Source organism: Stenotrophomonas sp. RS-48 (assembly GCF_030053245.1).
In the GTDB taxonomy this organism is placed as follows: Bacteria; Pseudomonadota; Gammaproteobacteria; order Xanthomonadales; family Xanthomonadaceae; genus Stenotrophomonas; species Stenotrophomonas maltophilia_P.
Window position 1 is genome coordinate 23,132 of sequence record NZ_JASGBV010000056.1, and the last position, 12,468, is coordinate 35,599.

At 66.3% G+C, this 12,468-nt stretch carries 9 protein-coding genes; 1 reads left to right on the top strand and 8 read right to left on the bottom strand.

The genetic code is table 11. The annotated features are described in order from the left end of the window. The first annotated feature begins 244 nt into the window (after window positions 1-244). The gene (locus QMZ25_RS11535; RefSeq protein ID WP_197571686.1) at window positions 245-1,303 is read left to right on the top strand and encodes a serine hydrolase; all 1,059 of its coding nucleotides are present in this window, start codon (window positions 245-247) and stop codon (window positions 1,301-1,303) included. Here QMZ25_RS11535 and QMZ25_RS11540 read toward each other — a convergent pair. The 8 genes from QMZ25_RS11540 to rimP form a co-directional block, all read right to left on the bottom strand. Continuing rightward, window positions 1,272-2,834 (bottom strand): winged helix-turn-helix transcriptional regulator, encoded by a 1,563-nt coding sequence (locus QMZ25_RS11540; RefSeq protein WP_283219664.1) that lies wholly within the window; start codon window positions 2,832-2,834, stop codon window positions 1,272-1,274. The two genes, QMZ25_RS11535 and QMZ25_RS11540, sit on opposite strands and share 32 nt — an antisense overlap. A 136-nt stretch (window positions 2,835-2,970) precedes the next feature. After that, window positions 2,971-5,079, bottom strand: coding sequence for a polyribonucleotide nucleotidyltransferase (gene pnp, locus QMZ25_RS11545; protein ID WP_053518678.1), 2,109 nt, complete (start codon window positions 5,077-5,079; stop codon window positions 2,971-2,973). Window positions 5,080-5,230: 151 nt separating this feature from the next. Beyond that, on the bottom strand, window positions 5,231-5,491 hold the full coding sequence (rpsO, locus tag QMZ25_RS11550) for a 30S ribosomal protein S15 (protein ID WP_005417886.1): 261 nt from the start codon (window positions 5,489-5,491) through the stop codon (window positions 5,231-5,233). A gap of 172 nt (window positions 5,492-5,663) precedes the next feature. Continuing rightward, window positions 5,664-6,572, bottom strand: a complete 909-nt coding sequence (gene truB, locus QMZ25_RS11555; RefSeq protein ID WP_283219665.1) for a tRNA pseudouridine(55) synthase TruB — start codon at window positions 6,570-6,572, stop codon at window positions 5,664-5,666. A 111-nt stretch (window positions 6,573-6,683) separates the two neighbouring features. Continuing rightward, window positions 6,684-7,067 carry a 30S ribosome-binding factor RbfA gene (gene rbfA, locus QMZ25_RS11560; protein ID WP_053518676.1) on the bottom strand — a complete coding sequence of 128 codons (384 nt, stop codon included), beginning with the start codon at window positions 7,065-7,067 and terminating at the stop codon, window positions 6,684-6,686. 123 nt (window positions 7,068-7,190) lie between these two features. Next, a complete protein-coding gene (gene infB / locus QMZ25_RS11565; RefSeq protein ID WP_065181857.1) occupies window positions 7,191-9,833 on the bottom strand; it encodes a translation initiation factor IF-2 in 2,643 nt (880 codons plus the stop codon). Between the two features lie 92 nt (window positions 9,834-9,925). Continuing rightward, window positions 9,926-11,437, bottom strand: coding sequence for a transcription termination factor NusA (gene nusA / locus QMZ25_RS11570; protein WP_053518673.1), 1,512 nt, complete (start codon window positions 11,435-11,437; stop codon window positions 9,926-9,928). A gap of 4 nt (window positions 11,438-11,441) precedes the next feature. Beyond that, window positions 11,442-12,032: a ribosome maturation factor RimP gene (gene rimP, locus QMZ25_RS11575; protein ID WP_283219666.1), complete on the bottom strand. Its 591-nt coding sequence runs from the start codon at window positions 12,030-12,032 to the stop codon at window positions 11,442-11,444. Window positions 12,033-12,468: the final 436 nt, after the last annotated feature.

Here is a 12,468-nt window from a genome sequence, read left to right on the forward strand (position 1 = left end):
TCTCCCGGTTCGAAGGCGCAGCCACGGTAGCAAACCGATCACGCCCCGGCGCGGCTTCATCGAATGTCGTCCACTGGACAGGCACGGACGCCCGCAGGATGACATCGGCATGTCCCTGACGCCCCACGGCAGGACAGCGCGCTGCCGTCGCCGGTACTGGCCCTTCAGAATTCTTCAGACACGCTTCCAGCACTTCAGCGAAGGACCGGGCTCAATCCAGTCTCCTTTCCGATGGAGCCCGACCATGCGTCCGTTGATGCCCTTCCTCCTTCTGCTGCTGGCATTCATACCCCACACCACCGGCGCCGCAACGCCTGCCTCCGTCCGCCTGCCCGCCCTGGAGCAGGCCATCGCCCGCGATGACCTCAAGCAGATCCGCAGCGTGCTGCTGCAGGTCGACGGCAACGTCGTCTACGAGGGCTACTTCAACGGCGCGGACGCGGGCACCCTGCACGATGTGCGCTCGGCCAGCAAAAGCGTGACCGCACTGCTGATCGGCGCCGCCATCGGCGAGGGGGCGCTGCCGGGCGTGCAGGCCCGGGTCTACGACTACTTCCCCGGATTCACCGCGCGCCACGTCGTCGACCCGCGCCTGCGCGCCATCACCCTGCAGGATCTGCTGACCATGAGCAGCCTGTGGGAATGCGACGACGAGAACCCGTTCTCGAGCGGCCACGAAGAGCGCATGTACGTGAGCGAGCGCTGGCTGGACTTTGCCCTGTCCCTGCCGGTGAAGGGCTTCGCGCCCTGGATGCAGCGACCGGAGGACAGCCCTCATGGCCGTTCCTTCGCGTACTGTACGGCCGACTCGTTCGTGCTCGGCGCCGTGCTCGAGAGGGCCACCGGCATGCCACTGTCGGACTATGCCGCCCGGGCACTGGAGCGTCCGCTGGGCATCACCGAGAGCCACTGGAACCGTTCACCGGAGGGCATCGGAATGGGAGGCGGCGGCACGCGCTACCGCAGCCGCGACCTGGCGCGGCTGGGGCAGCTGGTGCTGGATCAGGGGCGCGGCAATGGCCGGCAACTGGTTCCCCGTGATTTCATCGCTGCAATGATCCAGCCACAGGCCCGCACTGGCGATGGCAGCGAGTACGGCTACCAATGGTGGGGCCTGCAGCTGACGGTGCAGGGCAGGCAGCGGACCGTGTGGGCGATGTCCGGCAACGGTGGCAATTATGTCTTCCTGATTCCTGACAGGAATGCCGTGGCCGTAGTCACCAGCCAAGCCTACAACCGCAGCTTCGCCCATCCGCAGTCGCGGCGGATTCTCACTGAGTTCCTGCTTCCCGCACTGCGCTGAGACCGGACAGATCGGAGGGTCGCCATGCGGCGGCGAGGACCTGCGCGCGCTGCCTGGCGACATCCGCATCGATACGCGCCAGCAGCGGCTCCCACTCCGGCGCGCTGCGCAGCGGAGCATACAGCGGCGTGGCACGCAGCCATGCCGCATCGCGGAAGCCATCGTCCACCGCCTGGTGCAGCGCGGCCACGGCGGCCTTCGCATCACCCACCGACTGCAAGAGCAGAGCCCGCTCGAGCGCAGCATCGGCCCAACCATCACCACTCCCCGCCGGCAGGCGCTGCAATCGCGCACGTGCCCATGCCGGATCGATGGCCGTCGATCCGTACAGGCCCGCCAGCGTCTCTCCCAACGATTGCTGCGGCCGCAGCCGGTGCGCCGTCGCGAACGCCTCGGCCGCCGCCGCGGTGTCACCGGCCAGCAATGCCAGTTCTCCTTGTAGGCGCAGCAGCTGGGGGTGTGGTGTGCCACGCGTCAATGCGATGGCCAGCTCCTCCCGGGCGCGCCCGGCGGCCCCGGCAACGTACAGGCTGCGCGGCCACGCGATGTTGGCGAACACGTTGTCCGGGTAAAGCTGGAAGTTGCGCGCATGGCGCTGCGCTGCCGCCTGGGTGAAACCGAGCAGTTCCATTTCGCGCGCCACCTGCACATCACGGAAGCGGATGCGTTCGGGTGCCTTGAGCGCGAGGTTGGCGCGCAGCGCCAGCGACAGGCGGCCCTGCTCCTGCTGCAGGTAGGCCAGCGATGCGCGGGTGCGCTCGTCCGCAGGATCGAGCTGGATCGCGCGCGCGTAGTCGGCTACGGCATCGTCCATCCGCCCAAGGCAATCATGCGCATACCCGCGCAGGGCGTACGTGGCACCGTCATGCGGCGCTCGTGCACGTTCGGAGTCGGCCAGCGCCAGCGCTTCGCGCATCTGCTGCGGAGAACCGTTGAACAGGCATCCCTGCGCCGACAATGCACGTGCCAGCCCACGCCGGGCCGCGCTGGATTCTGGATCGACCTGGAGTGCCTGGCGGTAGAGGGCGATCGCGCGTTCGTTGTTGCTCGCCTGGCCGATGCCGGCGTAATAGTCCGCGCGCTGCAGCAGGGACGTCGCTGCGGCGGGCGGAGCCTGGTCCGGCCACGCCAGCACCGCCACTGCCAACCCGCCCACCGCCACCAGCGCTGCAGCCCACCACCAGCGCCCTCGTGACGATCCGATCACTGGCGGCGGTGCCATCGGTATCGGTGCGGCGCACAGCTGATAGCCGCGCCCGCGCACCGAACGGATGTAGCGCGGCCGACGGCTGTCATCGCCGAGTGCCTGCCGCAGCAGTTTCACCCGCTGACTGACCGCATCCTCACCAACCACCGCAGGTGCCCAGACCTGGGCCGCCAACGTGTCGAAATCCACCACACGGGTGCCGTGTGCAAGCAGCACGTCGAACAGGGTCCAGCTCAGGCCACTGATGGGCAGGGCCTCACCGGCCCGGCTCACGCGCTGCGCCGGGCGGTCGATGTCCAGGTCGAGCAGGCGCAGGAGGTCCATGACAACAGCATAGCGGCAAGCCCGCTCAGGATGCCGGACAAAGAAAAAGCGGGCCGAAGCCCGCTTTCTCATTCCAGCGATGTCAGCGGCGGTGCTCAACCCGGGTTGACACCTGCCGTGATCGACCGTGGGTCGATCATTCGGCGCTGGCGCCCTCGCCTTCTTCCACGGCCTTCATCGACAGGCGGATACGGCCCTGCTTGTCGACTTCCAGCACCTTGACCTTGACCACATCGCCTTCCTTCAGCTTGTCGCCGACCTTCTCGACGCGCTCGCTGGAGATCTGCGAGACGTGGACCAGGCCGTCCTTGCCCGGCAGGATGGTGACGAACGCGCCGAAGTCCATGATCTTGGCGACTTTGCCTTCGTAGATGCGGCCCGGCTCGACGTCCGAGGTGATCTGCTCGATGCGGGCCTTGGCGGCCTGGGCAGCGATCGCGTTGACCGAGGCAATGACGATGGTGCCGTCATCCTGGATGTCGATCTGGGTGCCGGTTTCCTTGGTGATGGCCTGGATGGTCGAGCCACCCTTGCCGATCACTTCGCGGATCTTGTCCGGGTGGATCTTGATGGTCAGCAGGCGCGGCGCGTAGTCGGACAGTTCCGAACGCGGAGCGGTCAGGCCGTGGGCCATTTCGCCCAGGATGTGCAGACGGCCAGCCTTGGCCTGCTGCAGCGCCTGCTTCATGATCTCTTCGGTGATGCCTTCGATCTTGATGTCCATCTGCAGGGCGGAGATGCCCTCAGCGGTACCGGCCACCTTGAAGTCCATGTCGCCCAGGTGATCTTCGTCACCCAGGATGTCGGACAGGACGACGAAGCGGTCGCCTTCCTTGACCAGACCCATGGCGATACCCGCCACCGGGGCCTTCACCGGCACGCCGGCGTCCATCAGGGCCAGCGACGAACCGCAGACCGAGGCCATCGACGAGGAACCGTTCGACTCGGTGATTTCCGAGACGACGCGGATGGTGTACGGGAAGGCTTCCAGCGACGGCATGACAGCCAGCACGCCGCGCTTGGCCAGGCGACCGTGGCCGATCTCGCGGCGCTTCGGACCCATCATGCGGCCGCACTCACCCACCGAGAACGGAGGGAAGTTGTAGTGGAACAGGAAGTTTTCCTTGTACTCACCGGCAACGGCATCGATGACCTGACCGTCGCGGGCGGTGCCCAGGGTGATGGTCACGATGGCCTGGGTTTCGCCGCGGGTGAACAGCGAGGAGCCGTGGGTACGCGGCAGCACACCGGTCTTCACGGAGATCGGGCGGACGGTATCCAGCGCACGGCCGTCGATGCGGACCTTGGTGTCCAGCACCGAGTCGCGCATGGTGCGGTATTCCAGTTCGCCGAATTCCTTCGACAGCTCGGCCGGGTTCCAGCCTTCGGCAGCCACGCGGCCGGCCAGGGCTTCGACCACGTCCTTCTTGATCGCCGAGATGGCATCGCGACGCTGCAGCTTGTCACGCACCTGGAAGGCTTCGCCCAGGCGCGGGCCGATGGCTTCCTTCAGGGCGGCGATCAGCGCTTCGTTCTTGGCCGGGGCTTCCCAGGTCGACGGCTTGGTGCCGGCTTCGACGGTCAGCTCGTTGATCGCGTTGATGACCTTCTGCATTTCGCGGTGACCGAAGGTCACGGCGCCCAGCATCACTTCTTCCGACAGCAGCGCGGCTTCGGATTCGACCATCAGCACGGCGTTGGAGGTACCGGCAACGACCAGTTCCAGCTGCGAGTCAGCCAGTTCACTGACGGTCGGGTTCAGGATGTACTCGCCGTTCTTGTAACCGACCTTGGCAGCGCCGATCGGACCCATGAACGGGGTGCCGGCCAGAGCCAGGGCCGCCGAAGCACCGATCAGGGCCGGAATGTCACCGTCCACGTCCGGGTTCAGCGACATCACCGTGGCGATGATCTGCACTTCGTTCTTGTAATCTTCCGGGAACAGCGGACGGATCGGACGGTCGATCAGACGCGAGATCAGGGTTTCCTTCTCGGTCGCACGGCCTTCGCGCTTGAAGAAACCACCCGGAATACGGCCGCCGGCGTAGAACTTCTCCTGATAGTCGACGGTCAGCGGGAAGAAGTCCTGGCCTTCGCGCGCGCTCTTGGCGGCGACGGCGGTGACCAGCAGTACGGTGTCGTCCATCTTGACGATGACGGCGCCGCTGGCCTGACGGGCGACTTCGCCGGTCTCAAGCGTGACGGTGTGCTTGCCGTACTGGAAGGTTTTGGTGATTTTTGCCACGGAGGGTGTCCTTGGGGATGCTGTCTGCGAATTTGGACCGTCGGCGACCCTTGCCGCCAGCGGGTGACCGGATCGTTCCGGCCTGAATCGGGGATTGCGGTACTACAAAACAAAACCGCGGCGCATCGCTGCGCCGCGGGGGATTCGTTGCTTAGCGACGCAGGCCAAGCTTCTCGATCAGGGCCTTGTAACGCTCGACGTCCTTCTTCTTCAGGTAGTCGAGCAGGCTGCGACGGCGGTTGACCATCTGCAGCAGGCCGCGGCGGCTGTGGTGATCCTTCTTGTGGGTCTTGAAGTGGCCGGTCAGCAGTTCGATGCGGGCGGTCAGCAGGGCCACCTGGACTTCCGGGGAGCCGGTGTCGGCGGCGCTGCGCTTGTTGTCTTCAATGACCTTCTGGGTGTCGATCGACATGTCTTTTTCTCAGTGATGCGTGGCCGGCAGGAACGCGCTTCGCGCACCGCCAGGCTCGCCGTGGACTACAGGGATGAAACCTGCGCGGGGCAGGCTGCCAGAAAATGGCCGCGAAATTGTAACGGCCAGGGGCTCCGGGGACAAGGACCGGGGCTGAACCGCCCCGCCCTGTTCAGAGGTTGAATCGGCGCTGCGGGGCCAGCAGGCCACTGTCATCGACCTGACCGAGGCCCTGGACAGCGGCGTCCGGACCGAACACCGCCACCAGACCGCGCGGCCAGCCGGCATCGCGCAACCGCTGTCCCATGCAGAACCGTTGCGTCTGGGCGGCGTCCAGCTCGACCCGCGGATACCCGGCCAGACCGTCGGCCAGCGGCAGCAGCAGCGCATCCATGGCCGCCAGGTCGCCCGTTTCGACCATGGCCCGCAGCTGGTCCAGGGTGACCATCGCCGGCTCGCGGAACGGCTCCACCCACAGCCGGCGCAGGGCGCTGATGTGCGCACCACAGCCCAGCGCCTCGCCGAGATCACGCGCCAGGCTGCGGATGTAGGTACCCGAGCCACAGGTGACGCGCAGGCGCAGCCGCTCGGGCTGCTGTTCCAGGACCTCGATGGCATGCACCTGGACCTGCCGCTCCGGCGCCTCGATGGCGTCGCCGCGGCGGGCCTTCACGTACAGCGGCTCGCCTCCCTGCTTCAGCGCTGAATAGATCGGGGCCCGCTGGCGGATGCTGCCGGTCAGCGGTGCCAGCGCGGCCTGCAGGACGTCAGCAGTGATCTGCGGCACCGGACGCTGCAGCAGCACCTCGCCCTCGGCGTCATCGGTGTCGGTGGTCTGGCCGAGCACGATCTCGGCGTCATAGGCCTTGGCCGAGCCCAGCAGCAGGCCGGCGATCTTGGTCGCCTCGCCGAAGCACAACGGCAGCAGGCCGGTGGCCAGCGGGTCGAGACTGCCGGTATGCCCGCCCTTCTCGGCACGGAACAGGCGGCGCGCCACCTGCAGGGCAGCGTTGGAGCTCATGCCGGTCGACTTGTCGAGCAGCAGGATGCCGTCCAGGCGGCGGAACTGAATTCGGGTCATGACAGATACGGGTGTAGCGCCGGACCATTCCCGGCAAGCGCGCGGCGCGGCCTGCATCAGACATCGCGCAGCCGGAATGCAGCAACGCCGGGCATGCCCGGCGTCGCGCGGTTATTCTTCGTCGCTTTCGCGGCGCTTCTCGGCAGCCACGGTGTCGGGCAGATCGCGCAGGATGTTGTCGATGTGCTCGCCCCGATCAACCGAGTCGTCGTAATGGAAATGCAGCTCCGGCACGTGACGCAGCTTCATCGCCCGGGCCAGGTCCATGCGCAGGCGATAGCCCAGTTCCTTCAGGCCGGCCACCGCTTCGGCCGAACGTTCCGGCATCAGCGCGGTGACAAAGACCTTGGCATGGGCCATGTCGCGGGTGATTTCCACGTCGGACACGCTCACCGAGGGCAACCCGTGCTCGCGCACGGCGTTGTGCACCAGGGTGCCGAGTTCACGGCGCAGCTGGGCGGAGACACGGTCGGTTCGATGGAAAGTCTTGGGCACGCGGTCGGGCTCTTGAATTGAATGTGACCCGACCAAGGTCGGGCCCTACCGGGAGAGACGGCCCGACCGGGGTCGGGCGCCACCAGGGGTGGACCCGCCCGCGAGGGCCGGTCCGTTGCAGCATTACAGGGTACGCGGCACTTCGATGCGCTCGAAGCACTCGATCTGGTCGCCCGGCTTGACGTCGTTGTAAGCCTTCACGCCGATACCGCATTCGGTACCGTTGCGGACTTCCTCGACGTTTTCCTTGAAGCGACGCAGCGATTCCAGCTCGCCTTCGAACACCACCACGCTGTCGCGCAGGACGCGGATCGGCTTGCTGCGCTTGACCACGCCTTCGATGACCATGCAGCCGGCGACGGCGCCCAGCTTGGAGCTGCGGAAGACATCGCGGACCTCGGCGATACCGATGATCTCTTCGCGGATCTCCACGCCCAGCAGACCGGAGGCCACCTGCTTCACCTGATCGATCACGTCATAGATGATCGAGAAGTAACGCAGGTCCACGCCGTTGGATTCGATGATGCGACGGGCCGAAGCATCCGCACGCACGTTGAAGCCGATGACGGTGGCCTTGGAGGCGGCAGCCGAATTGGCGTCCGACTCGGTGATGCCGCCCACGCCGGAGTGGATCACGTTGATGCGGATGTCGTCGTTGGACAGCGCGACCAGGGCCTGGCTCAGCGCCTGCACCGAACCCTGCACGTCGGCCTTGATGACCAGGTTGAGGACCTGCTGGCCCTCACCCTTGCCCAGGGTCGCCATGATGTCTTCCATCCGGCTGCCCGCCGTGGCGACCAGGCGCGACTCGCGGCGCTTGGTCTCACGCTGCTGGGCAACGTCCTTGGCCAGACGCTCGTCCTCGACCACCACGAAGTCGTCACCGGCCTCCGGCACGCCGGACAGGCCCAGGACCTGCACCGGGATGGACGGGCCGGCGAACTCCGGCTGCTTGCCGGTTTCGTCGAACAGCGCTCGCACGCGGCCGTACTGGATGCCGCACACCAGGTAATCGCCCTTCTTCAGGCGGCCCTGCTGCACGAGCACGGTGGCGACCGGGCCGCGGCCCTTGTCCAGCGACGATTCAATCACCACGCCGGACGCGCGGCCTTCATCGACAGCCTTCAGCTCCAGCAGTTCGGCCTGGATCGAGATGGCGTCCAGCAGGTCGTCGATGCCCAGGCCGGTCTTGGCCGAGATCTCCACCATCTGGGTGTCGCCACCGAAGTCTTCGGCCACGACCTGCTCGGTCAGCAGTTCGTTCTTGACCCGCATCGGATCGGCGTCGGACTTGTCGATCTTGTTGATTGCCACGATCAGCGGCACACCGGCGGAACGGGCATGCTGGATCGCTTCCTTGGTCTGCGGCATCACGCCGTCATCGGCCGCGACCACCAGCACCACGATATCGGTCAGCTTGGCACCGCGGGCACGCATCGAAGTGAAGGCTGCGTGGCCCGGGGTATCCAGGAAGCTGATCACGCCCTTCGGCGTATCCACGTGGTACGCACCGATATGCTGGGTGATGCCGCCGGCTTCGCCGGTGGCGACCTTGGTGCGGCGGATGTAATCCAGCAGCGAGGTCTTGCCGTGGTCGACGTGGCCCATGATGGTGACCACCGGCGGGCGCTGCACGGCTTCGCCCTGGTTTTCACCGGTCGATGCCAGCAGTGCGTCTTCGGCGTCGTTGTCGTTGGCACGGATCGCCTTGTGGCCGAGTTCCTCGGTCACCAGCGCCGCCGTGTCGTGGTCGATGGACTGGGTGATGGTGGCCATCACGCCCATCTTGAACAGCGCCTTGACCACCTCGCCGCCCTTCAGCGCGAGCTTCTGCGCCAGGTCGGCCACGGTGATCGTGTCGCCGATCGCCACTTCACGCACGACCGGGGCGGTCGGACGTTCGAAGGCATGCGGACCGGCGTTGCTGCCACCGCGCGACATGTCGCGACGGCCGCCGGCCTGGTTCCGGCCGCCCGGACGACCACGGGTCGTGCTGTTGCTGTTGCCACGACGTGCACGGTCGGCGGCCGACAGGTGCATCTGGCCGGAGAAACGATCGCCCGGGCCACGCTCGTTGCGCGGCGCGCTGCGGTTGTTGCGGTCCTCGCTGCGTGGCGGAGCGCCACGCGGGGCAGCCGGGGCTGCGGCCGGGGTACGCGGCGGACGCGGTGCGGTTTCGTCGATCGGAGCGCGCGTCTTCGGCTGGCTGGCGGCCAGCGCCTCGGCGGCCTTGGCGGCAACCGCTGCTTCCTCTGCAGCCTTCTTCTCGGCTTCGGCACGCTCCTTGGCGGCAATCTCTTCCTCGCGTGCACGGACGATGGCCTCGTCGCGCAGACGGTCCTTCTCGGCCAATGCCTGCTGTTCGGCGAGGTTGCGGGCGCGCGACTCTTCCAGCTTGCGCAGGATGTCGGCGCGCTCTTCGTCCGGAGTCATCGCACGACCACCATCGGACTTGACGTAGGTACGCTTCTGGCGCACCTCGACATTCACGGTCGTCTTGCTGCGACCGGAATTGACCGTCACTTCCTGCTGTTTACGGCGGTTGAGGGTGATCTTCTTTGCAGACTGATCGGTCTCTTCCGGCGCCTGCTCGGGCTTGCCGTGCGAACGACGAAGGAAGCCCAGAAGCTTCACCTTCTCGGTGCTGGTCACGACCTGGTCGGGACCGCTGAACTTCATGCCGGCACCGGCCAGCTGTTCAAGCAGTTTTTCGACCGGTGTGTTGACCAGTTCGGCAAGCTTGCGGATGGTGGTTTGCTGCGACATTCGGATCCTATGATCTTGTGGGCGCCCCCCCGCATCTGGAGGTGGCGCGGATTCTACGCCCTGAGCGGCTCAGGGCCCTGTTCATTGCCGGCTCATTCGCCGCGTTCCAGTCGGGCGATCTCCTCGGCACGCGCGGCCAGGATCAGCGCGGCGGCGCGCTCCTGGTCCAGCCCTTCGATGCCGAAGTCCACGACCTCGTCGGCGGCCAGGTCGGAGAGATCCTCGCTGGTGCGCACGCCGTGGCCGGCCAGCGCATACGCGGTGGCTTCGTCCATGCCCTTCAGGGACAGCAGGTCCTGCGCCGGCTGGCCGTCTTCAAGGCCTTCCTCGACTGCCAGGGCCTCATTGAGCAGCGCATCGCGGGCACGAGCGCGCAGCTCTTCGACGATATCCTCGTCGAAACCTTCCACGGCCAGCAGTTCGCCGACCGGGACATAAGCGATTTCCTCGACGGTGCCGAAGCCTTCGCTGACCAGGATGCCGGCGATCTCCTCGTCCACTTCCAGCTTGTCCATGAACAGCTGGCGGGCCGAAGCCTGCTCGGCCTCCGACTTGGCGGTGACCTGGTCCTGGGTCATCACGTTGAGCTGCCAGCCGGTCAGGCGGCTGGCCAGGCGCACGTTCTGGCCACCCTTGCCGATCGCCTGGGCCAGGCGGTCCTCGGCAACGGCCAGATCCATCGAGTGCTTGTCCTCATCGACGATGATCGACTGCACCTCGGCCGGCGCCATCGCATTGATGACGAAGTTGGCCGGGTTGTCGTTCCACAGCACGATATCCACGCGCTCGCCATTGAGCTCGTTGGACACCGCCTGCACGCGCGAACCGCGCATGCCGATGCAGGCACCGATCGGATCGGTGCGCTGGTCGTGGGCCAGCACGGCGATCTTGGCGCGGTCGCCCGGATCGCGGGCACAGGCCTTGATTTCCACCAGGCCCTGACCGACTTCCGGCACTTCCAGCTTGAACAGCTCGATCATGAACTCCGGTGCGGCGCGGCTGATGAACAGCTGCGGGCCACGCGGCTCCGAGCGCACTTCGGCCAGGTAGCCGCGGACGCGGTCACCGGCGCGCAGCACGTCGCGCGGAATGCCCTTGTCCTTCGGGATGAAGCCTTCGGCGTTGCCGCCGAGGTCGACGTAGATGTTGCCACGCTCGGCACGCTTGACCACACCGGTGATCAGCTCGCCGACGCGGTCCTTCCATGCGTCCACGACCTGCTGGCGCTCGGCTTCGCGAACGCGCTGCACGATCACCTGCTTGGCGGCCTGGGCGGCGATGCGGCCGAAGTCCGGGTTCTCGATCTGCTCTTCGATGTAATCGCCGACGTCCACGCCCTCGGCTTCATCGATGGCGTCCATCAGGCGGATCTGGCGGTCGGGCGACTCCATGACCACGTCATCAGCCACCACTTCCCAGCGACGGAAGGTTTCGTAGCTGCCATCCTTGTGGTCGATGACCACGCGGGTCAGCACTTCCTCGTCGGGATAGCGCTTCTTCGCTGCCGAGGCCAGGGCGGCCTCGATGGCATCGAAGATCACTTCACGCGGCACGCCCTTCTCGTTGGCGACCGCGTCGACTACCAGCAACAGTTCCTTGCTCATTGGCTCACTCCGCGCGCGGCTTCTTTGCCGCCGGCTCGTTGGAAGAAGAATTCTTGTTCGGCTTCGGACGCTTCGGTGCCGGACCGGTCGGCTTGCTCGGGGCCAGCCCCAGCGCCACCCAGTCGGGCAGGATCCGTGCCTTGTCGATGTTGTCCGCCGACACGACCACTTCGGCCTTGTCGACGATGAAGGTGATGGTGCCCGCCGCCTCGTCGGTCGCTTCGATACGGCCCTGCAGGCGACGTCGGTTGTCCTGCGGCAGCTTCAGGGTGACCTTGGCCGACTCCCCCAGGTGGCGAGTGAACTGCTCCAGGTTGAACAGCGGACGATCGACGCCCGGCGAGGACACTTCCAGCGTGTAGTTGCCGCTGATCGGGTCTTCGACGTCCAGCTGCGCCGACACTTCGCGGCTGACCCGCTCGCAGTCGTCGACATTGATGATGCGCTCGGGCTGTTCAGCCAGCGGCACGTCGATGTAAAGGCGCAGGGTCGCACCGCCGGGGGCCGGCAGATACTCAACGCCCAGCAGCTCCAGGCCCAGCGACGCAACGGTCGGGGCGAGCAGATTCGCGATGTCGGTTGCCTTGTCGCTCACAGCCTGCCTTGATCTCTTGGTTGGGTGCCGGCCATGGCCGGCGTGAACATGACGCCCCGGAAACGACAAAGGGCCCGCAGGGCCCCTTTTTCCGGAAAGACTCCGGTGACTGGATTCCGGTTGCAGCACGCCGCGAAGGCATGTTGCGAGCCCTCCTTCCGGGTGAGGTCTCCCCAGGGGAGCGCCGCCTTCAGGGGTACTGCTTAGGCCGATGATGATAGCGGCTGCACCGCGCTGGTGCAAGGCAGGGACCCGGGTCAGATCCCTTTTCCACGGAAAAAGGGATCTGACCCCGAACACGTGGAAAGCACACAGACCTCAAAGAAAAACGCCTTCGAAGCAGGACTTCGAAGGCGATCTCTTTACTTGGTAGCGGGGGCAGGATTTGAACCTGCGACCTTCGGGTTATGAGCCCGACGAGCTGCCAGACTGCTCC